Origin of the sequence: Bosea sp. 124, assembly GCF_003046175.1 — a bacterium.
Lineage (GTDB): Bacteria > Pseudomonadota > Alphaproteobacteria > Rhizobiales > Beijerinckiaceae > Allobosea.
On record NZ_PZZM01000001.1, the window covers coordinates 5,311,113 to 5,333,938 of the forward strand.

Sequence of the window (22,826 nt, forward strand, 5' to 3'; positions counted from 1 at the left end):
TCGCGAAGTCCTCGACCTTTTGCGCGGTTGGCTATATCCATTCGGACAGAGCGAACGGAACCACGAAGGGCCGGAACCATGATGAAGCGTCGGACGATGATCGGGCTTGCGGTTGCGTGCCTGGCAGGGCTCGCGCCCGCGATCGGCACAGCCCAGGCGCAGCCGAAGGAACTGGTGATCTTCGCCGCCGCCAGCCTGAAGAACGCACTCGACGAGGCCACCGCCGCCTGGGTCAGGGAGACCGGCAAGCCGGCGCCGAAGATTTCCTATGCCGCCAGCAACGCGCTGGCCAAGCAGCTCGAACAGGGCGCGCCAGCCGACATCTTCATGTCGGCGGATCTCGACTGGATGGATTATGCGGCAAGCAAGAACCTGATCAGGCCGGAGACCCGCGTCAGCCTGCTCGCCAACCGGATCGCTCTGATCGCGCCATCGGATTCGACTGCCGCCGTGACGCTGGCGCCCGGCGTCGATCTCTCGGCCGCGCTCGGCCAGAACCGCCTCGCCATGGGCAATGTCGACTCGGTGCCGGCCGGCAAATACGGCAAGGCGGCGCTGGAGAAGCTCGGCGCCTGGGACAGGGTCAAGGACAAGATCGCGCAGGCCGACAATGTCCGCGCCGCGCTGCTGCTGGTCTCGCGTGGCGAGGCGCCGCTCGGCATCGTCTACACCACCGACGCCGCCGCCGACCCGAAGGTCAAGGTCGTCGCGACTTTCCCCGAGGAGACGCATCCGCCGATCGTCTACCCCGTCGCGGCGACGAAGGATTCGGCCCATCCGGACGCCGCCGGCTTCCTGACCTATCTGCGTGGCGCCGGTCCCAAGGCCGCCTTCGAGAAGCAGGGCTTCACGGTGCTGAACAAGCCGGCCAATGCCTCCTAGGCCGTTAGCTGCGTGAGCGACTGGCTTTCCCCCGAAGAGTGGACGGCGGTCCGCCTGAGCTTGCTCGTCGCGACCACGGCCATGCTGGCGAGCCTGCCCTTCGGGCTCGCCATCGCACTGCTGCTGGCGCGCGGGCGCTTCTGGGGCAAATCGGTGCTCGACGCGCTGGTGCATCTGCCGCTGATCCTGCCGCCCGTCGTCACCGGCTATCTGCTCCTGATCGGCTTCGGCCGGCGCGGGCCGATCGGCATTTTCCTCCATGACTGGTTCGGCATCGTCTTGTCCTTCCGCTGGACCGGCGCGGTGCTGGCTGCGGCGGTGATGGGCTTCCCGCTGATGGTGCGGGCGATCCGGCTCTCGATCGAGGCCGTCGACCGCAAGCTCGAGGACGCGGCCGGCACGCTCGGAGCGAGCCCGCTCTGGACCTTCCTCGTCGTGACGCTGCCGCTCTGCCTGCCCGGCATCCTCGTCGGCATGATCTTGTGCTTCGCCAAGGCGATGGGCGAGTTCGGCGCCACCATCACCTTCGTCTCCAACATCCCCGGCGAGACGCAGACCCTGCCCTCGGCGATCTACACCTTCACCCAGGTGCCCAATGGCGATGCCGGGGCGATGCGGCTGACCCTGATCTCGATCGCGATCTCGGTGTCGGCCCTGTTTCTCTCGGAGGCGCTGGCGCGGCTGGTCGGGCGTCGGATCGCGGTCGAATGACCCCGCTCATCGAGATTTCCGTCGAACACCGGCTGGGTCGGTTCCAGCTCGACGCCGCCTTTGCCTCGGACGGGCGGCTGACGGCGCTGTTTGGCCGTTCCGGCTCGGGCAAGACTTCGCTGGTCGACATCATCGGCGGGCTGATCCGCCCCGACAGCGGCCGTGTCGTCGTCGACGGGCAGGTGCTGGTCGATACGCAGGCCGGCATCTTCGTGCCCAAGCACCGCCGCCGCATCGGCTATGTCTTCCAGGAGGCGCGGCTGTTCCCGCATCTCAGCGTACGCCAGAACCTGCTCTTCGGGCGCTGGTTTTCGCCACGGGGCGAACCGGCGAGCAGCGACCTTGCCGGCGTACTCGCGCTGCTCGGCATCGGCCATCTGCTGGAGCGGAGACCGGGCGGCCTCTCGGGCGGCGAGAAGCAGCGTGTCGCGATCGGCCGGGCGCTGCTGGCCAATCCGCGCCTGCTGCTGATGGACGAGCCCCTCGCCTCGCTCGACGAGGCGCGCAAGGCCGAGATCCTGCCCTATATCGAGCGGCTGCGCGACGAGGTCGGCATCCCCATCGTCTATGTCTCTCATTCGGTCGCGGAGGTGGCGCGGCTTGCGACCACGCTCGTCACCATCGACCAGGGCCGAGTCACCGCCTGCGGCCCGACCGGGCAGGTGATGTCGCGCCTCGACGTCGCCGGGCTCTCGGGGGCTGCCGAAGCGGGCTCGATCATCGAGGCGCGTGTCGCGGGCCAGGACGAAACCTATGGCCTGACCACGCTGTCGACGCGCGCCGGCCCCCTGCAGGTGGCGCGCAGCGCGATGCCGGTGGGCTCCGCCACCCGCGTCCGCATCCTCGCCAGCGACGTGCTGATCAGCCTGACGCCGCCGGTCGGCGTCAGCGCGCTGAACATCCTGCCCGGAACAGTAGTCGAGATCGGCGCACGGCGCGCGGGCGGCGCCGTCGAACTGCGCCTCGATTGCGGCGGGGAAAGCCTGCTGGCGCGCGTCACCGTGAAATCGCTCGATGCGCTCGGGCTGCAGACCGGCAGCCCGGTCCATGCGGTGATCAAGAGCGTCTCGATCGACGCTCCTTGAGCGCCGCGAGGGCAGGACGACCGGCCGCGCTGCCGCCCTCCCGGTTTTCGCGGGCTGGCCGGGCGCAACGCGACGAAGATGCACTCCCCGGATGTTCCCGCTAAGATCACGATCAAAGACACGCGCAGAAGGTGCCGCCATGCCTCCGAAATCCGCGCAGAACGCGCCAAAGCAGGCTGCCCTGATCAGCGTCCGCGTCGATCTGGCGCCCGCCGGCCGGCTCGGCCCGGGCAAGGTCGATCTGCTGGAGGCGATCGAGGATACGGGCTCGATCTCGGGGGCCGGCCGCGCGATGAAGATGTCCTATCGCCGCGCCTGGCTGCTGGTCGACGAGCTCAACCGGATGTTCAGGCAGCCCCTCGTCGAGGCTTCGCCGGGCGGCGCCAATGGTGGCGGCGCCCATCTGACGCCGATGGGCCGCGAGGTGGTGGCCCATTACCGCGCCATCGAGAGCAAAGCCCTGAAGGCCGCGGCGCTGCATCTCGACGCGCTGCAGGATGCTGCAGCAGAACCGGCGGCCGGACCGACTGCCACGCCGTGACGGCGGCCCGTACGGCCGATCTCGCGATGCAGCTCGACCGGGGCGTCAACAACACCAGCCTCGTCCTCGCCTTCGCGTTCGGCGACCGCCGCATCGTGCTCTTCGTCGGCGATGCGCAGGTCGGGAACTGGCTCGCCTGGCAGGATCTGACATGGGGGACGGGCGGTGGCACCGTGACGGGGCCGGACCTGCTGAAGCGCAGCGTCGACCTGAAGGTCGGACATCATGGCAGCCACAACGCGGCCCTGAAGGCGAAGGGGCTGGAGCTGATGAACGACCCGGACCTCTCGGCCTTCATCCCGGTGAACGAGACGGATACGAAAAAGCTCGGCTGGAAGGAGATGCCGTTGACCGACATCCTCGACGCCTTGCAGGCCCGCGCGGGAGCCAGAGTGGTGCGTGCAGATGCGACCTGGCTGGCGGGAGGCGCAATTCCCGCCGCGCTGGCCCATGGCGGCGGATCTCTCAAAGCCGTCCGCTGCCGACCGAAATTATGGGTCGAGTTCGATATCGGGTGAACGATCGGGCGGTCAGCCCGAAGGGCGAGCGCGTGACGCGGGGGGCGCTCCTGTGCCCGGAGATCAGCTCGTCATGAGCCTCGGCTGCTGCCTCGGGCGGCGCCTGCGGTCACATATCCTGCATGTAGTCGTGAATCTTGCGCCCGAACGGCAGGGTCAGATCGGCGATGAAATGATGCGCGCCCAAAACCCTGCGGACCGGCAGGTCGGCGACCGGCGCGTTCACATGCGGAACGAGATGCAGGCGGCCGGGGCCGATCCATGAGCCCTTCACCGTGATGTCGGTGAGGTTCAGCGCGACGAGCTGACAGATCTCGGGTTCGCCGTCCACTCCGGGGATGATCTTGAGGTTGACCTGGGTCTTGGTCAGGATCTGGGTCGTCTTCACGCCGTTGCCGGCCAGGCTCTCATGCTTGTAGCCCATCGTGCCGATGGCGACCTGCTGGCCGGCATATTCGAGCGTGCCGGTCAGCGTGTCCCTGACCAGTTCGAGCCTGGGATGGGCGTGCTTCTTGGGAAAGCCCCAGATCTCGCGGCCGGCCGCGATCGGCGGCTCGACATCGAGATACATTTGCGAGACGAAATTGACCTCTTCATCGCCGAACTTGCAGGGAATGACGATGCCGGTCTCGGTATAGTTCCCGAAGCCGGAGGAATCCGGCATCTTGATCCACTCGTAGTTGACGATCGGCTGCGCGAGCGGCTCCAGCGGCTCGGGCAAATGGTGCCGGATCAGCTCCGGGTCGGTCTCGTAGCTGATCACCATGTATTCGCGGTCGATGAAGCGGTAGGGCCCGGCAGGATAGCTCGGCCCCGCCAGCGGCATCGAGGGCAGGTCGAGGATGTCCTTGCGATTCATGGTGATGCGTCCCCCTTGCTGTGCGGCCGAGCGGCCATCGATCGGCAGAATGACGCCGGTGATCGACCGGGCGGCATCCGAGGCCAGGAATACGGCGAGCGCCGCCACCTCTTCACTGGTAACGAACTGCATGGTTGGCTGGTGTGCAATAGCACGTCCTCGATGACGTGCTCCTTGGCGAGATCGCGCTCCGCCATGGTCTCGGGGATCTGCTTCTCGACCAGCGGCGTCCAAACATAGCCGGAGCAGATCGCGCTGACCGTGACGCCGACGGTGGCGGCTTCCAGGGCGACCGTCTCGGTCAACCCGGCCTGCCGTGCCTGGCGGCGACATCGGCCGGAAGAAGACCCGCCAAGCCCTGACCAAGCTGCCCGCGGCCCGTCTCAACGAACGGGGAGCGCGGCATGCGCGACGATCCCGCCGGACGGCGCGACAATCGTGGCGCATGACGTCCATCGCGATTGAGAGCGACGCCGAGGGATGACGGAGCGCATGGCCCCGCATCTCCGTCATCGGCAATGGATCGCCGCCGGCAGGTGGACCTGACCGACGCGGCGGCATCGCACCTTCATCTCAACGTCATCGAGGTCCTCGACAATGCCATCCCTCCGATGGCGGACGGCGGTCCATGCCTTGCGGGCGGCCGCGAGACGTCCCCCGATCCCCTCGCCGTCCACTCCCTTTCCCAGAGCAGATTTCAAAGGCCCGATCATGACCATTGATCTTGACCGCATCAAAGCCGAGATCGCAGACAGCTTCGACGAAGAACTCGAGATGCAGCTCGAGGAAGATCGGATCGACGAACTCGTTTCGGAGAATATCGGCCCGACGGGATCGACGCTGGACCGGAAGATCTATTTCCGGGAACTGTTTCGGCTTCAGCATGAGCTCGTGCGGCTCCAGGACTGGATCCAGTACAAGAAGCTCAAAGTCGTGGTCCTGTTCGAGGGCCGCGACTCGGCCGGCAAGGGCGGCGCGATCAAGCGGGTGACGCAGCGGCTCAATCCGCGGATCTGCCGTGTCGTCGCGCTGCCGGCGCCGACCGAGCGCGAGAAGCATCAATGGTATTTCCAGCGCTATGTCCCGCATCTGCCGACGGCCGGCGAGATGGTCCTGTTCGACCGGAGCTGGTATAATCGCGCCGGCGTCGAGCGGGTGATGGGCTTCTGCACGCCGGACGAACTCGAGGAGTTCTTCCGCTCCGCGCCGGAGTTCGAGCATATGCTCGTGCGCTCCGGCGTCATCCTGATCAAATACTGGTTCTCGATCACGGATGAGGAGCAGGAGTTCCGCTTCCAGATGCGGATCGCCGACCCTCTCAAGCAGTGGAAGCTCTCGCCGATGGACATGGAAAGCCGCATCCATTGGGAGGACTACACCCGGGCCAAGGAAGAGATGTTCGACCGGACGCACACGGAACATGCACCGTGGTGGGTCGTCCAGGCCGTCGACAAGAAGAGAGCGCGGCTAAACTGCATCGCGCATCTGCTCGCCCAGATCCCATATGAAGACGTGCCGAAGCAGGACATCATCCTGCCGGAGCGCGTGCGCCATCCCGACTACGCCCGGCATGCCGTGCCGCCGGAGCTCCACGTTCCGAGCCTGTACTGAGCAAGGGCCCAGCGGCGGCAGGCGCGTCTGCGATGGAGACCGCCCGGCGCTTCAGCCGGGCGATGGCACGATCTGGATCTCGACGGAGACGCGCCGGCCCCGTCCGGTGGCGAACGTTCCGGCGATGGGCTGCTGTGCCGCCAGTACGGCCCCCACGATGTGGCGACGAGCCGGCGGTCAGGATCGGATGCAGCACCGTCGCGTCCAGAAGCGCGTCATCCGTGAGGTTCGGATCGCATCGGCAGGCGGTGCCTAGGCTCAGGACTCATTGATCAGAGCCAGAAGATGACGGCTGCGGCGATGCAGATTGCCGAGAAGAAAGTGTGGGCGCATCGATCGTAGCGGGTTGCGATGCGGCGCCAGTCCTTGAGCTTGGCGAAGAGGTTCTCGACCTTGTGGCGCTGGCGGTAGAGCGCCTTGTCATAAGGGTACGGGGTTTTCCGGCTTCGGCTCGAGGGGATGCAGGGCGCGATGCCCTTGGCGGCGAGCGCCTGGCGGAACGGCGTGCTGTCGTAGCCACGATCGGCGATGAGGGTTTTGGCTGGCGGCAGGGCGGCGAGCACGAGGCTTGCGCCCTTGTGGTCGCTCATCTGGCCTTCCGACAGGAGCATGATGATTGGGCGGCCGCTCTCGTCGCAGACAGTGTGGAGCTTGGAGTTCAGCCCGCCCTTGGTCCGCCCGATACGACGGGGAACAGCCCCTTTTTGAGCAGGCTCGCCGCCGTGCGATGGGCCTTGAGATGCGTCGCGTCGATCATGATGCGCTCCGGCTTGGGTCCCTCGCCGGCGAGCCCGGCGAAGATCCGGTCGAAGACGCCGAGCCGGCTCCAGCGGATGAAGCGGTTGTAGAGCGTCTTGTGGGGACCGTAGCCCTTGGGCGCGTCCTTCCACTGCAGGCCGCTGCGGATGATGTAGACGATCCCGCTCACCACGCGCCGATCATCGACCCGTGGCACGCCATGCGAGAGCGGAAAATGCGGCGATATCCGCGTCATCTGCCGCTCGCTCAGCAAAAACAAATCATTCATCACAGCGTCCTCCCAGACACCGTGAATCACAGATCAAACGAATTTAATAGGTCCTGAGCCTAGAGCCTCGCGTCGTTTGGACGGTGAATCCAGGATGTCGAAGGCCTTGGGTACGGGGCAGAATCCGCTGGAGACAGAAGTGTTGTGCGACGGCAACAAGCTCGACGTCGTCAGTCGTCTCATTCCACCGGCGAGACAGCGAGGATAATTACCCATGCTCAGACTCCCAAGACGTTGCTCCCATTCTGTTTTCGGAGTGCGGCAGTCGGGCCTGACCTCGGGGATCGCGGGCGCCATCGCCAGCCTGCCGGCGAACAGCCCAGGCGCATTTGCGTTGCACTGGTCGACATCCTGGCTGATCGCCTGGGGCGTGATGCTGCCGGTCGTGATTTTCGCCGCGCCGCTCATTCGACGGATGGCGATGGCACTGACCGGCGAGGCGTGATGGGGCCCTCCTGACCGAGAAACGGCCGCAGCCGAAGGCCGAGCGCGCTCCCGACGAAGGCGGCCGCGACCCAGACCCAGCCGGATAGGCTGCCCGACGCCAGCGCCGAGAAATAGGCGCCGATATTGCAGCCATCGGAGAGTCGCGCGCCATAGCCCATCAGAAAACCTCCGAGGGCAGCGCCCGCCCATGCCTGCCATGCGCCATCCGAACGCAGCAGAAAGCGGCCGCTCAGCCCGGCCGCGAGGGTGGCGCCGGCCACGATGCCGAAATCCATGACGGAGGTCACATCCGCGAAGACACTGGCCGTGAGCGGGGCCTGGTTGCCGTGCCAGTAGGGCCAGGAGGCCGGATCGAACCCCAACCCTGCCGCCAATTTGGAGCCCCAGAGGGTGAAGCCGGCCGTCTCTCCCCAAGGCCGCCCCGCCAGAACCAGCGTCAGCGCATTCAGCACCGCCAGCCCGACCGCTCCCCCCAGCAAGGGCCAGCGCCTCGTGAGGAACTGGGCGACGGACCGCGGCGCGCTCTCGCGTCCCGGCGCGGGAATTCCGCGAATGATCGCGGCATAAATCGCCAGATGGACAAGCAGTGCCAGCGGCCAGCCCAGCCAATCCTGCGTCGTGCCCGTATTCAACGCGGGCAACCGCCACCAGAAGCCGAGATGCGCCGCCCCGACCCCCGACCCGAGGACGAAGAAGGCAAGCGTCAGGATGAGGCGCGCATTGCCGCCTCCCAGCGCAAACAAGGTGCCCGAGGCGCAACCGCCGCCGATCTGCATGCCGATGCCGAACAACACGGCGCCGACGACGAAGGAGACGCCGATCGGCGTGACGAACCCCGTCAGCGGCAGCCCAAGGACGCTGCCCGCTCCCAGGAGCGGGAAGAAGACGAGACTGGTCAGGGAGAGTGCGATCGCCTGGGCCCGGAAACCACCGAAGTCGTGCTGCTCCAAGGCCGCTCGAAAGCTGCCGGCAAAGCCGAAGGTCGATTGGAACAGGACGAAGCCCAGCCCCGCACCGACGAGCGCCAGGACAGGCTCACGCCAGCCCGCACCCTTGATCGCGGCCAGCGCGACCAGCACGCCCAGCACCAGCGCAGCCGTCAAAATGGGAGCGGATTGCCGAGGCAAGGGCCGCGCGGCCGGCGCCAGGGCGGCGACCTGGCTGGAGGCCGTCATCGACGAGCGCCCGATGCGGCGCGGCGGGCGACCCGTTGCGAGACCGCGACCTCACGAACGAACAGAGGTCCGAGATCGATCACCGACGTCACGCCGTCGTGACTTCGGCGCTCACCGCGGTGCGGTAGAACAGCGGCGTCCGTGATCGACAGGGTGCTGCGAATGACCATCAGAGCCATCTCTCTTGCCTTGGGAATCGCGTGTTGCACGGTCGGTCTTCCGTCCGTTTCAGAAGTTCGCGCGCAAGCCGTCGACGGTTACCGCGTCGTGCGGACGCATCACTCTTTCGACCGGCTGCAGGATCGGATTGCGGCGGCCATCCAGGGCAACGGCATGAATGCCGTCACGCGGGCTTCCGCCAGCGACGGCGCCAAGGCTCGCGGACTCATCATCCGTGGCGACGCCGTCATCGGCGTCTTTCGCAACGATTTCGCCATCAGGATGCTGGCGGCGGATATCGATGCCGGGATAGAGGCTCCGATCCGCCTGCATCTTGTCGAGGAAGCCGATGGCGGCTCGAGCATTCGCTACCAACTGCCCAGCACCGTCTTCGGCCGCTATCCGGGCGACGCGATCAAGGCGCTGGGAGCCGAACTCGACCCGATCTTCGAGAGGATCGTATCCGAGGCTGCGGCACAATAGGCCCGCCCCCGTTCTGGATCAGCCCATCTTGGATCAGTTTGCGGCGGGCAGCTTCTGCCTGATCGCCGCAGCACCTGCCGCGGCGCAGACTTCATCCTTGTCGCCGCCGGGCGCACCGCCGACGCCGATCGCCGCGACGATCTCGCCCTTGGCCCGGATGGCGACAGCGCCAGGCAGCAGAATGATATTCGGCACCGTCAGGAAGGACGAGGCGGCCGGGTTGCTCTTTGCCTTGTCGACGAATGCGCCGAGCGCATCGAACCCGAAAAGGGGGCCGAGCGTTACGGTCGTATAGGCCTTGCGGAAACTGGTCTCCTTCGTATGGACAGTCGCGTGATCGCCCTTGACGAAGGCGCGCAATTCGCCAGACGGGTCCACTACGGCGACGGATACCTTGTAGCCGGCCGCCTCACAGGACTTCAGCGCCTCGTTGGCGGCGTCCAGAGCCAGGGTGAGGGGTAGTTCATAGCCACTGTTGCGAACCTGTGCGCCAGCACAGGCGACATGGGCGCAGACCGCAAGGGCGGTCCACGCAAGAAGGGATTTCATCGCGATCTCCGACGACAGGAAGAATGGGAGCAGGCTGGACAGCGCGGCCGGGCGGAAGGGGCAAACGCCCGGCCGCGCAGCGCCGTCGGTTTGAAGCACACCGACGACGCGGTCCTCACCTCGCCTTGGGAAGGCGAGCGAGGAAGGCGAGCGACACCGCCGCGATGTCTTCGACATGGGTTTCCAGGGCGAAATGCCCGGCATCATAGTGATGCAGCTCCGCTGAGGGCACGAGCGTCTTGAAGAGCTCGGCGCCCTTCAAGGTGAAGTAAGGGTCATTGTCGCCCCAGGCGATCAGGAGCGGCGGCTGCCTGGTCTTCAGATAGTCCTGCCATTTCGGATACTGCGCGACGTTGTCCTGATAATTCCACAGCATCTCGACCTGCAGCGCAGCGTTGCCGGGGCGGTCGAGGCCAGCCTGATCATGGATCCAGGCGTCAGGCGAGAGCCGCTCCTTGCGGGAGGCGCCGTGCGTATACTGGAAACGGGTCGTCTCGGCGGTCAGCAAGGCGCGGACGGGCTGCTCGGTCTGGGCGTTGCGGCCCTGCCAGAAGGGCGCGAGCGCCTTGACGACCTCGGGATTCCAGCCTTCGACATTGGCGACCGCATTCTGGATGATGAAGCCGCGCACGCGTTCGGGGTGTTTCAGCGCCAGCCGGAAGCCGATCGGCCCACCATAGTCCTGCATGTAGATGACATAGCTGCTGGCGCAGACAGCGTCGGTGAAGGCATCGACGACATCGGCCAGCGCAGCGAAGGTGTAGGGGAAGGTGCCGATGCCGGGCGCCGCGCTGTTGCCGAAACCCGGATAGTCCGGCGCGATCACGCGGAATTGCCCTGCCAGAAGCGGGATCAGATCGCGGAACATATGGGAGGAGGACGGAAAGCCGTGCAGCAGAAGCAGCACCGGCGCGTCCTTCGGGCCGGCCTCCCGGTAGAAGATGTCGAGACCCTGCACCGTGACCGTCCTGAACTGGACGGGCGACGGGGAAAGAGCCTTCGGCGCGGCGGCGTGGGCGGTCATGCTGGCTACTCCGGTCAGGGCCGCTGTGGCGAAGGCCGCGCGGCGCGTGAGGTGGGCTATGGCGTTCAAGACAATCTCCGCAACCATTCATTTGGTATTTTGACGGTGTCATTTGCACAAACACCTTTCAAGCCATATTTGACAGGTTACGAATTCGTGATCGCAACGAGGGAAGCGCGCCATGCCGGGGAGATCTGATGCAGCGGGCGAGTTCCGCCATGGCATGCCCTTCGTCGGCGGGCGGCTCTGGCTCGATCTGTTGAACACGGTCATGACCGATGGCGTGACGCGCACCGACGTGATCGCAACGGCGGACGCGGCCTCGACATGGCTTGCCGTCGCCGAGATCGCCGCTCCGGCACGTGGCGTTGCTATTTCAGAAGAATTGGTCGCCCTGCGCGAGAGATTGCGTCCGGCGGTCGATCTCCTGCGCACCGGCGAGCCACTGCCCGCAGCGATGACGGACGCGGTCAATGATCTGCTGGCGCGGATCGCGATCCGTCTGCATCTCGATATGGTCGAGGGCCAGCCGCACTTGCGCTCTCAGGTCGACTGGGGCACGGCCGGGCCGACAGGATTGATCGCGCAGGACTTTGCCCGCTTCGTCTGCGACGCCGAACCCGAGCGTCTGAAGCACTGCGCCAGCCCGGATTGCTCGCTGGTATTCTACGACCAGGGCAAGAACAACACACGACGCTGGTGCTCGATGAGCGCTTGCGGCAACCGCGACAAGGTCGCGCGTTATCGCGCCAGGCAGCGTCGGGCATGACAAGCTGAATCGACGGAACGCGATCGCGCGCCCCGTTCTCTGACGCTCCCATGGCGCGGCCGGCGGGGTCGGCTCCTTTCTGGTGCAACTCGCCCGCCGCCAAGGCGCCGCCCGCATCATCGTTGCCGCAAGTACTCCCGCAAAGCTCGCCTTCGCCAGGACGATCGGTGCCGACGACCTCGCGGACTACAGCCAGGCGGGCTGGGCCGACGTCGTCAAAAGCGCCTCTGATGGTCGCGGGCCCGATGTGATCTATGAATCGGTCGGCGGCGCCATCACGCAAGACAGCCTGGCGATGCTGGCTCCGGGCGGACAGATCGCCATCTACGGCGCGCTGAACATCCGCGGCTTCCAATTCGGCGACGACGAACTCAAGCGCGTGATCTTCATGAACCAGTCGCTGACCGGCTTTGCACTGGCGCCGCTGCTGACGCCTGACAGCCTGAGGCGAGATCTGATGGAACTGTTTGCGCTTGCAGCCGATGGCGAACTCGCCGTGACCATCGATTCCGTCTTCCCGCTCGCCGATGCGCTGGAGGCGCATCGGCGGCTCGAAAGCCGCCGGAGCATGGGCAAGGTCATCCTCGTCCCCTGAAGGATTTCCGGCAGACCGCGTGGCCCATCAGGCAACGCGGTCCGCGAATCTTCCGGCGAGGCCGATCCATCGCCCGACCGGAAGCACGAGGCGGCCGGGGCCTCTCGCAAACAGGATGAGCAACCCGCCTGCGATCGCCAGATCCTTTTCGAAATGCAACAGTTGGTTGCCGTCGGACAGTGCGTTGTGGAAGATCGCCGCCGCCGATAGGCAGAAGACCGCCAGCACCAGCGCCGCATAGCGACTGCCCCAGCCGGCCAGCAGCAAAATCCCACCGCCAATTTCGACGCCGATGGCCGGCAGCAGCAGCCAGCCCGGAACGCCGAAGCTGCTCATATAAGCCATCGATATGCCGATATGGGTGAGCTTGATCCAGCCTTCGTGGAGAAACAGCAGCGCGATCAGCAGGCGCCCGAGCAGAGCGGCGGCGTCGGACGTTTTCGAGATCATCATCGTCTTTGTCCTCGGCGCCGTGAAGAGCCAGCGAGGCCGGCTCTCTGTTGGCGTGATGTGCCGCGCCGGTCGGTCTTGGGCGCCTCAGTGGGTGTTGGGCGCGTCAGTTGGTCCTGGGCGCCGGGCGAGGGCCTTTTCCAGATCCTCGCGTTCCTCGCAGCCCGACGGGCAGAGCTTCTCCAGAGCGGCAAGATTGATGCGCGCCTTGGCGAACTCGCCGGTCTCGACATAGAGCTCGCCCTGATATTCGAGCGCGCCCTTGTGGTTGGGATCGAAGTCGAGCGCCTTGCGATAATAGGTCGACGCCGCCTTCTGGTCGCCGCTCTTGCGCAGCGAAAAACCAAGCAGGTTGTAGACGTCGGCATGCTGGACGCCGGCGTCGACCATGCGGTTGAGATCGACGATCGCGACCTTGAAATCCCTGGCCTTGATCGCCGCCCTCACGGCTGTGAGATCGGGCGCGCCCTTCGTCGGCGTGGTATCCACCGCGAGGGCGGCGGTCGAAAGCGCAAACACGGTGGCAAAGGCAGCGAGAGCAAGTTTGAGGATCATGATTGTCTCCTTGACGAAAGATGGCTGAACAAGCGGCTGCGGCGTGCGGCGGCCCGTTCGAGGTCAGATCGCGGTGGGGGTGAAGCCGTATCCGGCGCCGTCCTTGGCGAAGACGCCGCTGCCCGGGAACGGGAAATGCGCGCCGCATATCGCCATCTTCTCGGCGATGACACGGTCGATCAGCTTGCGGCGCGTATCGACAGCCGTGACGCTGTCCTGATCATAGCTGCCCTGCCAGTCGGGATGCGGCGCGAGCAACGCCGGAACATAGGCAACGTCGTTCGAGATCATGAGCTGCTGGTTTCCAGAGCTGACATGGAAGGCGGCGTGGCCCGGCGTATGGCCCGGCGCCTTGACGAGCCGCACGCCCGGCGCGACCTCCGGCTCGCCATCGACGAGTTTGAAGTTCTTCCAGCCCGGAAACACGGCGTTGATGCGCTGGCCCAGTGGCTTGCGCGCATCCGGCAGCTTCTCGACGCGGCCGGGCTCGGTCCACCATTTGTACTCGGTGGCGGTCACGACGATCTCGGCATTGGGGAACACCGGCGCGCTGGTGCCGCGATTCATCAGGCCGAAGATATGGTCCGGGTGGAAGTGCGAGATCAGGATGGTGTCGATCCTGGCGGGGTCGATGCCCGCAGCCGCCATGTTGCTCATCAGCTTCGTGGCGGTCGGCTGCCATTGCCCGGCGCCCGAGCCGGCATCGACCATGACATAGCGGTCGCCGATCTTGAGAACGACGACGGTCAGCGGAATCGGCATGAAGGCCGTGGTCTGGCCGGCCTTGGCCAGCGCCTCCCTGGTCTCCTCGATCGAGGCATTCCTGATGAAGGCGGGATCGTGCGGCTTCTCCCAGATGCCGTCATAGAGCGCCGTCACCTCGATCGTGCCGACCTTGTAGCGGCGGAAACCAACGGCCGGATCGGGGATGGTCTGCGCCTGTGCCGGCGCAATCCAGTCCAACGGTTTCGCCAGCCCGAAAGCCGCGGCAAGCGAACCTGCGACGAGGGCGTCGCGGCGTGAAAGATGGGTCATCGAGAACTCCCGGATGCCTGACAGCGAGGGCCACAGCGGCCTCGCACAGTCCGGGATGCGCAAGCCGCGCGATTTATTCCGGCGATCACGGAAAAGAACGCGGGAATAAACCGGACGTGATCGGGATCATGCAAGGCAACCGCTAACCTGCGGCCGCCTCGTCCAACCTCGGATACTCTTCGACCGGGTCTTCCTGCACCATGTCCTCCGCCAAGCGCTTCGAGCAGTTGGCGCTGCCTCATCAGGAGGCGGCCTACAATCTTGCGTTCTGGCTGCTGCGTTCGCGGCCGGATGCGGAAGACGCGGTTCAGGAGGCCTATCTCCGCGCCTTTCGCGCCTTCGAGAGCTTTCGAGGCGAGGACATCCGACCCTGGCTCTTCGCCATCCTGCGCAACACGGCCTACCGCATGCTCAACACGCGCCGGCGCGCCGCCAATGTGATTTCTCTCGATGCAAGCCTGCCCGGGCTCGAGCCTGAGAACGGCGCCCAGACCAAGATCGCATCGGATACGCCCTCGGCAGAGGACATCATGATCGGCGAGGCCGAGCGCGATCTCGTCCGCATGGCCCTGGCGGAGCTGCCGGCGGCATTCCGCGAAGTCATGGTGCTGCGCGAGATCGAAGGGCTCGGCTATCGCGAGATCGCCGAGATCACCGGCACGGTCGTCGGCACGGTGATGTCGCGGCTCTCGCGTGGCCGGAACCTGCTGCACCAGTCGCTCGCCCGCAAGATCGGGAAGGATCGCTCCCATGCCCTGTGACCAGCCCCGTGACCGGCTCGGCGCCTATCTCGACGGAGAATTGTCCGAGGCAGATCGCGCAACAGTCGCGCGGCACATTGCCGGATGCCCCGAATGCGCGGCGCTCGTCGCCGCGTTGCGCGAGACCAGTGTCATGGTGTCCGGACTCGGCCGCGAGCCGATGCCGACAGGGCTGTCGTCGCGACTGCAGCAGACCCTGGCGCGGGCATCGGGCGAGCCCAACCCGACAGCGGTGCGACGGGCTCCGCCGCCGCAGCCGGCGGTCAGAGGGATGCCGCCACGGTCGACCGCACCCCGCTTCCTGCAGCAGGCCGCCGTCCTTCTGATGGCTTGCCTGCTGTCCTCGCTGGCAACGTGGTCGTTCGTGACCGGAGCAGACCGCGCGAGCCTGCTCTCGCGCGATCTGCTTTCGGCCCATCTGCGCTCGCTGATGCAGGACAGCCCGATCCAGGTTGCGTCGTCGGATTCACACACGGTCAAGCCATGGTTCGCCGGCAAGGTCGATTTCTCGCCCGAGGTGCGCGATCTGACCGCGGAAGGCTATCCCCTGCTCGGCGGCCGGCTCGACAGCATCGCGGGTCGGCGCGTCGGCGCGCTGGTCTACAAGCGGCGGCTGCATCTCATCAATGTCTTCGCCTGGGGCGCGCCGGACACGCCCGACACCGCCCCTGCCCTGACCGTGCGGAAAGGCTATAATTTGCTGAGCTGGACCCGAAACGGCGTGACCTATGCCGCCGTGTCCGATCTCGACGCGGCTGAACTCGGGCGACTGCCGGACCTGCTCTGACTCCAGCTCCAGCCGGGCTAGGGCATCGGCTTTTCCCGAAAACCGCATTCCACTTTTCGGGCCGAGGCTCCAATGACGTCAACGAAGGCGCGCGCGGCGGCGCATAGGATCGAGCCCGAACAACCGCAAATCAAGCCGCTCACGCGCACAACGCTCTTGTAACCGTCCGGTCAGAGGCGTGACGCCCCAGTTTTCGCAGGCTTGCCGGCGGCTGGACCATCCGCGCGACGAGATCCCGGCGGCGTTTCGTCGCGCGGACGCGGTTCGCTGAGACGAAGCTCTACGTCACGCGGCTCTTTGCCAATCGAGCGAGTGAAAAATGGCCGCCTGTAGCGACTGCCTTGAGTATCGACTCGACACCATCGACGCGCCGGCACCCTCGAGCTTCGCATAGATGACGATGGCGACCTTGTTCATGGGAGCGTCCTTCCGATGGGAGCGAAACCGCGAGGCGGCTTCCTCCGGCGCGCCGGTTTCAGGCGGCCTTCACCTTGCCGAGAGCGGCGAAAGCGTCGGACGGGTCGAGGCGCTTGCGGTAGTCCGGCTCGATGAAGGCCGCGGCGATCAGGCCGCCTTTCGCGACCACGAAGGTCGCCGGCATCGGCAGCGCCCAGGTTCCGTCGCCATTGTGCTCGGGGAGCGCGTGCCCGGCCTTCTCATAGAACGGGCGCACCGCATCCGAGAGCATGAAGCGGATACCGAGCGCGGAGGCGAGTTCGCCGCCGATGTCGGAGAGAACGGCGAAAGCGAGATCGTTCTTCTCGGCCGTCGTCAGCGAGTGGTCGGGCCGCTCGGGCGAAACGGCGACGAGCTCCGCCCCGGCCGCGTGGATGTCGGCGAGCATCGCCTGATAGGCGCGCAGTTCGAGATTGCAGTACGGACACCAGCCGCCGCGGTAGAAGGCGACGATGACGGGCTTCGTCTTGACCAGCCCGGCGAGATCGAAGGGTCGGCCATGAGCGTCGCGCAGCTTCGCCGTGGCAGGCATCCGGTCGCCTGCTTTCGCAGCGTGATCGAGAATGCCGGAGGCTCGCAGGTCCACGATATCACCGGCGATCAGCCGGGCTGCCGTTTCGCCGACGCGGGTTTCCCAGCCGGCGCGGAAGGCATCGAGTTCGGGTTGGAGAGGCATGGTCCTGATCCTGTGTGCGGGGTGGGGCAAGGGAGCCGGCCGCAAGGCCCGGCTCTCGGCTGTTGCAGTCACTCGGCGGCGGCGCGGCGCGGCTTCAGCTCGGGAGCGGCGGGAAAATCGACCGGGATTCTGGTGGTCGCGTGCAGGTAGTTGGTCACGGTCTTGTCGCCGACCACGACGATCGCATCGACGAGGTTCTCCTGCGTCCAGCCGGCGGCGAGGAAGGCGTCGACCAGTTCCGGGTCGGCGTGACCACGGCGTTCGGTGACGTCGCGGGCGAGGCGGGCGAGCGCGTCGAGCCTGGCGTCGAAGGAAGCGCGGCCCGAGCGGATCTCCAGGATCTGGTCGGGCGTGAAGCCGACCATGCCGCCGATCACCGTGTGGGCGGCAAGGCAGTATTCGCACTCATTGACCTGGCTGACGGCAAGGTTGACCACCTCGCGGGCCTTGCCCGTGATGCTCGATTTCGCGTTCTGGAAGGCGAGGTAGCTGCCGAGCGCCTGCTCGGAATGGGCGAGCGTGGCATAGAGGTTCGGCACGAAGCCGAGCTTGCCCTTGAGCTGGTCGAAGATCTGCTGGTTGGCGGGGGTGACGTCTTCGCGGGTGGGGACGTTGATCGTGGTCATCGGGATCTCTCCTTGAATGCGCTGGCGGCGTGTTGCCGTCCGTGGAGAGACAGATGCGCCATTCAGGTTGGCGCGACAACGCGCCTTGATTGGATGGCGTTCATACGTATCGTGGATGAATGTCCGACATGCTTGCGCTCTTCCGAACCTTCATCCGCACCGTCGAGGCCGGTTCCTTTACGGCGGTCGCGCGCGAGCTGAATTCCTCGCAACCGACCGTCTCGCGCCAGATCGCGCTGCTGGAGGACCATCTCGGCTGCCTGCTGTTCCAGCGAACGACCCGGGCGCTGACGCTGACCGATGATGGACGCGTGTTCTACGACCATGCGCAGCGCACGGTGGAAGCCGCCGCCGAGGCCGAAAGCGCCGTCGGGCGGCGCAAGGGCAAGCCGTCGGGAACGCTGCGCCTCGCCTGCGCCGGAGTCTTCGGGCGACTGCACGTGATCCCGCGCTTGCCGCGTTTCCGGGCCCGCTACCCCGACATCGAGATCGCGCTGACGATGAACGACGGCTTCTCCGATCTGGTCGAGGAGGGCATCGATCTCGCCATCCGCGTCGGCGAAACGACGGACGCCTCGCTGATTTCACGCCGGATCGCGACCTCGCGCCGGGTCCTGGTCGCGACGCCGGAGTACCTCGCCTGCCATGACGCTCCCCGGCATCCCGCGGACCTCGCCGGACATGACTGCATCGTCTACGATCGCCTGCTGACCGGCGCGCGCTGGCACTTCGCCTCTTCGGAAGGACAGATCTCGGTGGCGGTCGCCGGTCCGGTCCATGTCAACAACACGGAAGCCGTGCGCGCCTGCGTCCTGCAGGGGCTCGGCATCGGCTATACGCCGATCTGGCATTTTATCGACGGCGAGATCGAGAACGGCAGGCTGGTGGTTCTGCTGCGCGACTTCGAGCCTCCGCCACAACCGATCAGCGCCGTCTACCCCTCCCGCCGCTTCCTTCCCCCGAAGGTGCGCGCCGCGATCGACTACTTCGCCGCCGAGTTCGATCTCGATCCCAGACTCGGCATCACAGCGGTTTGAGCGGACCGGCCTCGATCCAACCGGCATCTTCGGTTACGATGCGCCACTCGATGAGACCGTAGACCATGTTCTGGCGGACACTCTTGGTCGGCTTTGTGAGATCACCACATCGGTCGCGGCGGCCTTGATCGTCACGCGGCCCGCTCCAGCGACCTGTCGGTGGCCCCGTCCATGCGGCCGATCGCCTTCAGTACGGGCTCGAGCTCGGCGAGCCTCATCTGTTCGAACGGCAGGTTGACGAAGGCGGTGACGCGCGCCGTCGAATCTCGATAGCTCTGGAGGAAGGCAGCGCGCCTGGCGGCTTGTGGACCCGACACGGCAGCCGGATCATCCAGGCCCCAGTGCACCCGCATCGGGACGCCGGAGAATGCCGGGCAATCCCCTTCCGCGGCATCGTCGCAGACCGTGATGACAAGATCGAGTTCGGGCGCATCGGAACCAAGGAACTCGTCCCAGGACTTCGATCGCATCGCCGCGATGTCGTAGCCGAGATCGTCCAGCAGGCCGAGGGCTAGCGGATGCGGCGCTTCCTGCGGGCGGCTCCCCGCCGAGAAGGCCAGAATCCGCCCGAGGCCTTCTCTATTGAGGACAGCCTCAGCCATGATCGAGCGGGCCGAGTTGCCAGTGCAGACGACGAGCACGCGCAGCGGCCTATCACTGACGACGAACTCGCGCCGTGCTGGAATGGCTGCGGCCATATTCTCGCATTCTACCGGCCTTTCAGTGCAGCAGGCATCCGACAGGAACGCCAGGAGGGCGTTGGCGCGAGAGGCCTGAGCCGCGAAGATGACGTGCCTCCCCTCGCGGCGTGATATCAACAGGCCGACCTGCTCCAGCGCCCCCAGATGCGTGGAGAGGGTGTTGTGCGCGACAGCAAGCAGGCGACCGATATCGCCGGCCGCCAGACCATGCGGCCGATACCGCATCAGCAAGCGGAAAATCTCCAGCCGCGTCGGCTGCGCCAACGCGGCGAGCAGCGCCACGGCCTCCGGAGAGTCCAACCTCGATGCCTCCAATCTCGATGCGTCCAATCTTGGCGTCACGCTGCATCATCCTTCCTGCCCAGGTCCTTCCCGATTGAGTCGAGCCGGTGCTGTAGCGCCATGCCGTGCAGCGTCGCGAGCGGCAAGCTCGAGAAGATCGAAATCCGGTTGTTGAGCATGCGGTAGGCGTCCGCGAAGGCAAGCGCCTTCTGCACATCCTCGCCTTCGAAGGCGGCGGGATCGGGCAGCGTCCAGAGCGCCAGCATCGGGTTGCCGGGCCAGGCCGGAGGCACGGCATTGGCGGCGGTTTCCGACAGCGTGAAGACGAAGTCCAGTTCAGAAGAGCCGGGTTGCGCGAATTCGTTCCAGCTCTTGGGGTAAAGGCCGGTCAGATCGTAGTTCAGAGATGTCAGAAGCCTGACGACGAAGGGGCTGACCTCCGAGCGTGGCTGGCTGCCGGCGCTGAACACGGTGAACTTGTCACCAGCGAGCCGCCGCATGATGGCTTCCGCCATGATCGAGCGCGCGTGGTTGCCCTTGCAGACGAAAAGGACCTTGAGGGGAGCCGTTTTCATGAATCGACCTCGTCGTGTCGGTTGATGTCGACATATAAACTGCCCTATCAATATGTCGAAGTAAACCGACATATTGACATATTGCCTTCATCCGGGTGATGGACGGTCCAGCAGCATCGGATGGAGCGGGGATCATGCGGGTCGGTATCAACGGCATGGGGCGCATTGGGCGCCTGGCTCTGCGGGCGGCGCTCGGCGCGGTCCAACGGCAGAGCGATGATCCGCGTGCCGGCAACCGGCTCGACGTCGTTCATCTCAACGAGATCAAGGGCGGGGCGGCAGCGACCGCCCATCTGCTCGAATTCGACAGCATGCAGGGGCGCTGGCGAGCCGATGTCGGCCACGAAGGCGAGAACTCCATCCGGATCGACCATCGGCGGATGAGGTTCACCGCCGAGGCCGCGCCGGGCGACGTCCCGTGGGGAGACCTCGGCGTCGACGTCGTGCTGGAATGTACCGGCAAGTTCCTGACGCCGGCTGCGATCGAGGGCCATCTCAAGCGTGGCGCCAAACGCGTCATCGTGGCCGCGCCGGTCAAGGATGTGTCGGTCCTGAACGTCGTCATCGGCATCAACGAGCACCTGTACGACCCTGCCAGGCACCCGATCGTCACGGCCGCCTCATGCACCACCAACTGTCTGGCGCCGGTGGTGAAGGTCGTGCACGAGAACCTGAGAATACGGCACGGACAGATCACCACGATCCATGATCCGACCAACACGAACGTCGTCGTCGATGCACCCCATAAGGACCTGCGCCGGGCACGCTCCGCGATGCTCTCCTTGCAGCCGACGACGACGGGAAGCGCGACCGCGATTGCGCTGATCTACCCCGAGCTGAAGGGCAAGCTCGACGGCCACGCCGTGCGCGCGCCTGTGCTCAATGCCTCCCTGACCGACTGCGTCTTCGAATTGGAGCAGCCGACGACGGCTGCCGAGGTGAACGCCCTGTTCGAGGCCGCGGCCAAGGGGCCCCTCGCCGGCATCCTCGGCTTCGAGCCGAGGCCCTTGGTCTCGATCGACTACCAGCGCGACACGCGTTCTGCGATCGTCGACGGGCTTTCGACACTCATCACCGACGGGACGATGCTGAAGGTCTACGCCTGGTACGACAACGAGATGGGCTATGCCTGCCGCATGGTCGACCTCGCCTGCCATCTCGAACAGGCCGGGATCTGAGGCGGTGCAGAATTCCGCCGCCAGCCGGGGCACGCGCAACTACGCCATCGTCACAGCCGCCTATTGGGGCTTCACTCTGACGGACGGCGCGCTGCGCATGCTCGTGCTGCTGCACTTCTTCCGGCTCGGCTACTCGCCCTTCACACTCGCCTTCCTGTTTCTGCTCTACGAGGCGGCCGGCATCGCCGCCAACCTGATCGGCGGCTGGCTCGCGGCGCGCTACGGCATCACGCGGATGCTCGCCATCGGGCTCTCCATCCAAATCCTCGGCTTCGCCCTGCTCTCGGGCTTGTCGCCAAGCTGGACTGCTGCGGCCTCGGTGGCATGGGTCGTGATGGCTCAAGGGGTCTGCGGCGTGGCCAAGGACCTGACCAAGACGGCCTCGAAATCGGCGATCAAGCTGGCCGAGGCTGCCGCGAAGGCAGAGGACTCGGAGGGCCGCCTGTTCCGCTGGGTCGCCTGGTTCACGGGCTCGAAAAACGCGATGAAAGGCATCGGCTTCTTCCTGGGCGGGCTGCTTCTGGAGTCGCTGGGGTTCAGGGTAGCGCTCTGGACCATGGCGGCCCTGCTCGCGCTGATCCTGCTGGGCGTCGTCACGTCACTACCGCCGATGCTCGGCAAGGCCAAGGCCAGCAAGAACACCCGCGAGCTGTTCGCCAAGAGCCGGGGCGTCAACCTTCTGGCGCTCGCGCGCGTCGCGCTGTTCGGAGCCAGGGACATCTGGTTCGTCGTCGGCGTGCCGGTCTTCCTCTACGCATCGGGCTGGACCTTCACGATGGTCGGCACATTCCTGGCACTCTGGACCATCGGATACGGACTCGTGCAGGCCGCCGCGCCGGCCTTCGTCAGGCGAAGCTCCGACGGGTTGTCGGCCGAGGTACCGGCCGCACGGCTCTGGTCGCTCGGCCTGGCCCTCGTGCCGGTCGCCATCACGGCCATGCTCGCCAGCGGGTCCGGCCTGCGGCCGGATCGTGTTCTCGTCGTCGGGCTATGCCTGTTCGGATTCGCCTTCGCCGTGAACTCCTCGCTCCACTCCTATCTGATCCTGGCCTATGCCGGTTCGGAGAAATCGGCAGAAGACGTCGGCTTCTACTACGCAGCCAACGCGTTGGGGCGCTTCGGAGGCACGCTTCTCTCGGGACTGCTCTATCAGGCGGGCGGCTTGTCGGCCTGCCTCGGCGGGTCTGCCCTCATGCTCACGGTCTGCTTCATTGCGACGTTGGCGTTGCCAGGGCGCGACGCAGGGACCTTCGGCCGCCCATGACGTGGCGC

Annotated in this window: 27 protein-coding genes and 1 pseudogene; 15 read left to right on the plus strand and 13 right to left on the minus strand. The window is 66.0% G+C overall.

The window, feature by feature from the left end:
* Nucleotides 1–81: 81 nt before the first annotated feature.
* From modA to C8D03_RS25165, 5 genes are all read left to right on the plus strand, one after another.
* Entirely contained in the window at nt 82–882 is an 801-nt protein-coding gene (modA, locus tag C8D03_RS25145) for a molybdate ABC transporter substrate-binding protein (RefSeq protein WP_108050747.1), read from the plus strand.
* 12 nt (nt 883–894) lie between these two features.
* Entirely contained in the window at nt 895–1,593 is a 699-nt protein-coding gene (gene modB / locus C8D03_RS25150; protein WP_108050749.1) for a molybdate ABC transporter permease subunit, read from the plus strand.
* On the plus strand, nt 1,590–2,678 hold the full coding sequence (gene modC, locus C8D03_RS25155) for a molybdenum ABC transporter ATP-binding protein (protein WP_108050751.1): 1,089 nt from the start codon (nt 1,590–1,592) through the stop codon (nt 2,676–2,678). The genes modB and modC overlap by 4 nt, the downstream gene beginning before the upstream one ends.
* A 139-nt stretch (nt 2,679–2,817) precedes the next feature.
* Nucleotides 2,818–3,219, plus strand: coding sequence for a winged helix-turn-helix domain-containing protein (locus C8D03_RS25160; protein WP_108050753.1), 402 nt, complete (start codon nt 2,818–2,820; stop codon nt 3,217–3,219).
* Nucleotides 3,216–3,737: a ComEC/Rec2 family competence protein gene (locus C8D03_RS25165; protein ID WP_146170285.1), complete on the plus strand. Its 522-nt coding sequence runs from the start codon at nt 3,216–3,218 to the stop codon at nt 3,735–3,737. Before C8D03_RS25160 ends, C8D03_RS25165 begins: the two co-directional genes overlap by 4 nt.
* 109 nt (nt 3,738–3,846) lie before the next feature.
* On the opposite strand, the gene C8D03_RS25170 is transcribed toward C8D03_RS25165, so the two are convergent.
* On the minus strand, nt 3,847–4,728 hold the full coding sequence (locus C8D03_RS25170; protein WP_348981711.1) for an acetoacetate decarboxylase: 882 nt from the start codon (nt 4,726–4,728) through the stop codon (nt 3,847–3,849).
* Nucleotides 4,729–5,307: 579 nt separating this feature from the next.
* On the opposite strand from C8D03_RS25170, the gene ppk2 reads away from it, so the two are divergent.
* Nucleotides 5,308–6,207 carry a polyphosphate kinase 2 gene (gene ppk2 / locus C8D03_RS25185; RefSeq protein WP_108050759.1) on the plus strand — a complete coding sequence of 300 codons (900 nt, stop codon included), beginning with the start codon at nt 5,308–5,310 and terminating at the stop codon, nt 6,205–6,207.
* Nucleotides 6,208–6,479: 272 nt separating this feature from the next.
* Here the strand turns inward: ppk2 and C8D03_RS25190 are convergent.
* Nucleotides 6,480–7,234, minus strand: a protein-coding gene (locus tag C8D03_RS25190) for an IS5 family transposase (RefSeq protein ID WP_108046102.1) whose coding sequence is annotated in 2 segments (ribosomal slippage) — nt 6,480–6,901 and nt 6,901–7,234 — 756 coding nt in all. Because the reading frame shifts where the segments join, the coding sequence is not laid out codon by codon here.
* 214 nt (nt 7,235–7,448) lie between these two features.
* Here C8D03_RS25190 and C8D03_RS25195 point away from each other — a divergent pair.
* A complete protein-coding gene (locus C8D03_RS25195; protein WP_108050761.1) occupies nt 7,449–7,679 on the plus strand; it encodes a DUF2798 domain-containing protein in 231 nt (76 codons plus the stop codon).
* Here the strand turns inward: C8D03_RS25195 and C8D03_RS25200 are convergent.
* Nucleotides 7,639–8,856 carry a YeeE/YedE family protein gene (locus tag C8D03_RS25200; RefSeq protein ID WP_108050763.1) on the minus strand — a complete coding sequence of 406 codons (1,218 nt, stop codon included), beginning with the start codon at nt 8,854–8,856 and terminating at the stop codon, nt 7,639–7,641. The two genes, C8D03_RS25195 and C8D03_RS25200, sit on opposite strands and share 41 nt — an antisense overlap.
* A 141-nt stretch (nt 8,857–8,997) precedes the next feature.
* Here C8D03_RS25200 and C8D03_RS25205 point away from each other — a divergent pair, with 141 nt between their 5' ends.
* On the plus strand, nt 8,998–9,498 hold the full coding sequence (locus C8D03_RS25205; RefSeq protein ID WP_210203963.1) for a DUF302 domain-containing protein: 501 nt from the start codon (nt 8,998–9,000) through the stop codon (nt 9,496–9,498).
* A 33-nt stretch (nt 9,499–9,531) separates the two neighbouring features.
* Here the strand turns inward: C8D03_RS25205 and C8D03_RS25210 are convergent, their stop codons facing one another.
* On the minus strand, nt 9,532–10,047 hold the full coding sequence (locus C8D03_RS25210; protein WP_108051974.1) for a GlcG/HbpS family heme-binding protein: 516 nt from the start codon (nt 10,045–10,047) through the stop codon (nt 9,532–9,534).
* A gap of 115 nt (nt 10,048–10,162) precedes the next feature.
* Nucleotides 10,163–11,071 (minus strand): alpha/beta fold hydrolase, encoded by a 909-nt coding sequence (locus C8D03_RS25215; protein ID WP_108050767.1) that lies wholly within the window; start codon nt 11,069–11,071, stop codon nt 10,163–10,165.
* Nucleotides 11,072–11,252: 181 nt separating this feature from the next.
* Here C8D03_RS25215 and C8D03_RS25220 point away from each other — a divergent pair, with 181 nt between their 5' ends.
* Together C8D03_RS25220 and C8D03_RS25225 are read left to right on the plus strand one after the other, a co-directional pair.
* Nucleotides 11,253–11,840: a CGNR zinc finger domain-containing protein gene (locus C8D03_RS25220; RefSeq protein WP_108050769.1), complete on the plus strand. Its 588-nt coding sequence runs from the start codon at nt 11,253–11,255 to the stop codon at nt 11,838–11,840.
* A 76-nt stretch (nt 11,841–11,916) separates the two neighbouring features.
* Nucleotides 11,917–12,435: pseudogene (locus C8D03_RS25225) on the plus strand (quinone oxidoreductase family protein); the annotation flags it as partial.
* Nucleotides 12,436–12,462: 27 nt separating this feature from the next.
* Here the strand turns inward: C8D03_RS25225 and C8D03_RS25230 are convergent.
* The 3 genes from C8D03_RS25230 to C8D03_RS25240 all read right to left on the minus strand — a co-directional run bounded on the left by C8D03_RS25230 (nt 12,463) and on the right by C8D03_RS25240 (nt 14,475).
* Entirely contained in the window at nt 12,463–12,888 is a 426-nt protein-coding gene (locus tag C8D03_RS25230; RefSeq protein ID WP_248308618.1) for a DoxX family protein, read from the minus strand.
* Between the two features lie 84 nt (nt 12,889–12,972).
* The gene (locus C8D03_RS25235) at nt 12,973–13,440 is read right to left on the minus strand and encodes a tetratricopeptide repeat protein (protein WP_108050773.1); all 468 of its coding nucleotides are present in this window, start codon (nt 13,438–13,440) and stop codon (nt 12,973–12,975) included.
* Between the two features lie 63 nt (nt 13,441–13,503).
* On the minus strand, nt 13,504–14,475 hold the full coding sequence (locus tag C8D03_RS25240) for an MBL fold metallo-hydrolase (RefSeq protein WP_108050775.1): 972 nt from the start codon (nt 14,473–14,475) through the stop codon (nt 13,504–13,506).
* Between the two features lie 200 nt (nt 14,476–14,675).
* On the opposite strand from C8D03_RS25240, the gene C8D03_RS25245 reads away from it, so the two are divergent.
* Together C8D03_RS25245 and C8D03_RS25250 are read left to right on the plus strand one after the other, a co-directional pair.
* Nucleotides 14,676–15,236 carry a sigma-70 family RNA polymerase sigma factor gene (locus C8D03_RS25245; protein ID WP_108050777.1) on the plus strand — a complete coding sequence of 187 codons (561 nt, stop codon included), beginning with the start codon at nt 14,676–14,678 and terminating at the stop codon, nt 15,234–15,236.
* A complete protein-coding gene (locus tag C8D03_RS25250; protein WP_108050779.1) occupies nt 15,226–16,023 on the plus strand; it encodes an anti-sigma factor family protein in 798 nt (265 codons plus the stop codon). Before C8D03_RS25245 ends, C8D03_RS25250 begins: the two co-directional genes overlap by 11 nt.
* Nucleotides 16,024–16,308: 285 nt before the next feature.
* Here C8D03_RS25250 and C8D03_RS27025 read toward each other — a convergent pair whose 3' ends face one another.
* From C8D03_RS27025 to C8D03_RS25260, 3 genes are all read right to left on the minus strand, one after another.
* The gene (locus tag C8D03_RS27025; protein ID WP_282568608.1) at nt 16,309–16,440 is read right to left on the minus strand and encodes a hypothetical protein; all 132 of its coding nucleotides are present in this window, start codon (nt 16,438–16,440) and stop codon (nt 16,309–16,311) included.
* 58 nt (nt 16,441–16,498) lie between these two features.
* Nucleotides 16,499–17,155: a peroxiredoxin-like family protein gene (locus C8D03_RS25255; RefSeq protein WP_108050780.1), complete on the minus strand. Its 657-nt coding sequence runs from the start codon at nt 17,153–17,155 to the stop codon at nt 16,499–16,501.
* A 68-nt stretch (nt 17,156–17,223) separates the two neighbouring features.
* Nucleotides 17,224–17,781, minus strand: coding sequence for a carboxymuconolactone decarboxylase family protein (locus tag C8D03_RS25260; RefSeq protein WP_108050782.1), 558 nt, complete (start codon nt 17,779–17,781; stop codon nt 17,224–17,226).
* Nucleotides 17,782–17,909: 128 nt separating this feature from the next.
* Here C8D03_RS25260 and C8D03_RS25265 point away from each other — a divergent pair, with 128 nt between their 5' ends.
* On the plus strand, nt 17,910–18,818 hold the full coding sequence (locus C8D03_RS25265) for a LysR family transcriptional regulator (protein ID WP_248308619.1): 909 nt from the start codon (nt 17,910–17,912) through the stop codon (nt 18,816–18,818).
* 131 nt (nt 18,819–18,949) lie between these two features.
* Here the strand turns inward: C8D03_RS25265 and C8D03_RS25270 are convergent, their stop codons facing one another.
* Together C8D03_RS25270 and C8D03_RS25275 are read right to left on the minus strand one after the other, a co-directional pair.
* Complete coding sequence (locus tag C8D03_RS25270) at nt 18,950–19,801, minus strand: arsenate reductase/protein-tyrosine-phosphatase family protein (RefSeq protein WP_248308620.1); 852 nt, start codon at nt 19,799–19,801, stop codon at nt 18,950–18,952.
* 56 nt (nt 19,802–19,857) lie between these two features.
* Nucleotides 19,858–20,376, minus strand: coding sequence for an arsenate reductase ArsC (locus C8D03_RS25275; RefSeq protein ID WP_108050788.1), 519 nt, complete (start codon nt 20,374–20,376; stop codon nt 19,858–19,860).
* 134 nt (nt 20,377–20,510) lie between these two features.
* On the opposite strand from C8D03_RS25275, the gene C8D03_RS25280 reads away from it, so the two are divergent.
* Both C8D03_RS25280 and arsJ read left to right on the plus strand, forming a co-directional pair.
* Nucleotides 20,511–21,554 carry an ArsJ-associated glyceraldehyde-3-phosphate dehydrogenase gene (locus C8D03_RS25280; RefSeq protein WP_108050790.1) on the plus strand — a complete coding sequence of 348 codons (1,044 nt, stop codon included), beginning with the start codon at nt 20,511–20,513 and terminating at the stop codon, nt 21,552–21,554.
* Nucleotides 21,555–21,558: 4 nt separating this feature from the next.
* Entirely contained in the window at nt 21,559–22,818 is a 1,260-nt protein-coding gene (gene arsJ / locus C8D03_RS25285) for an organoarsenical effux MFS transporter ArsJ (protein ID WP_108050792.1), read from the plus strand.
* The last annotated feature ends 8 nt before the right edge of the window (nt 22,819–22,826 follow it).

Coding starts and splice junctions, on each gene's coding strand:
- modA (WP_108050747.1), top strand. CDS start 82: ATGAAGCGTCGGACGATGATCGGGCTTGCGGTTGCGTGCCTGGCAGGG.
- modC (WP_108050751.1), top strand. CDS start 1,590: ATGACCCCGCTCATCGAGATTTCCGTCGAACACCGGCTGGGTCGGTTC.
- C8D03_RS25160 (WP_108050753.1), top strand. CDS start 2,818: ATGCCTCCGAAATCCGCGCAGAACGCGCCAAAGCAGGCTGCCCTGATC.
- C8D03_RS25170 (WP_348981711.1), bottom strand. CDS start 4,728: ATGCAGTTCGTTACCAGTGAAGAGGTGGCGGCGCTCGCCGTATTCCTG.
- ppk2 (WP_108050759.1), top strand. CDS start 5,308: ATGACCATTGATCTTGACCGCATCAAAGCCGAGATCGCAGACAGCTTC.
- C8D03_RS25195 (WP_108050761.1), top strand. CDS start 7,449: ATGCTCAGACTCCCAAGACGTTGCTCCCATTCTGTTTTCGGAGTGCGG.
- C8D03_RS25200 (WP_108050763.1), bottom strand. CDS start 8,856: ATGACGGCCTCCAGCCAGGTCGCCGCCCTGGCGCCGGCCGCGCGGCCC.
- C8D03_RS25210 (WP_108051974.1), bottom strand. CDS start 10,047: ATGAAATCCCTTCTTGCGTGGACCGCCCTTGCGGTCTGCGCCCATGTC.
- C8D03_RS25215 (WP_108050767.1), bottom strand. CDS start 11,071: ATGACCGCCCACGCCGCCGCGCCGAAGGCTCTTTCCCCGTCGCCCGTC.
- C8D03_RS25220 (WP_108050769.1), top strand. CDS start 11,253: ATGCCGGGGAGATCTGATGCAGCGGGCGAGTTCCGCCATGGCATGCCC.
- C8D03_RS25230 (WP_248308618.1), bottom strand. CDS start 12,888: ATGATGATCTCGAAAACGTCCGACGCCGCCGCTCTGCTCGGGCGCCTG.
- C8D03_RS25235 (WP_108050773.1), bottom strand. CDS start 13,440: ATGATCCTCAAACTTGCTCTCGCTGCCTTTGCCACCGTGTTTGCGCTT.
- C8D03_RS25240 (WP_108050775.1), bottom strand. CDS start 14,475: ATGACCCATCTTTCACGCCGCGACGCCCTCGTCGCAGGTTCGCTTGCC.
- C8D03_RS25245 (WP_108050777.1), top strand. CDS start 14,676: ATGTCCTCCGCCAAGCGCTTCGAGCAGTTGGCGCTGCCTCATCAGGAG.
- C8D03_RS25250 (WP_108050779.1), top strand. CDS start 15,226: ATGCCCTGTGACCAGCCCCGTGACCGGCTCGGCGCCTATCTCGACGGA.
- C8D03_RS27025 (WP_282568608.1), bottom strand. CDS start 16,440: ATGAACAAGGTCGCCATCGTCATCTATGCGAAGCTCGAGGGTGCCGGC.
- C8D03_RS25255 (WP_108050780.1), bottom strand. CDS start 17,155: ATGCCTCTCCAACCCGAACTCGATGCCTTCCGCGCCGGCTGGGAAACC.
- C8D03_RS25260 (WP_108050782.1), bottom strand. CDS start 17,781: ATGACCACGATCAACGTCCCCACCCGCGAAGACGTCACCCCCGCCAAC.
- C8D03_RS25265 (WP_248308619.1), top strand. CDS start 17,910: ATGCTTGCGCTCTTCCGAACCTTCATCCGCACCGTCGAGGCCGGTTCC.
- C8D03_RS25275 (WP_108050788.1), bottom strand. CDS start 20,376: ATGAAAACGGCTCCCCTCAAGGTCCTTTTCGTCTGCAAGGGCAACCAC.
- C8D03_RS25280 (WP_108050790.1), top strand. CDS start 20,511: ATGCGGGTCGGTATCAACGGCATGGGGCGCATTGGGCGCCTGGCTCTG.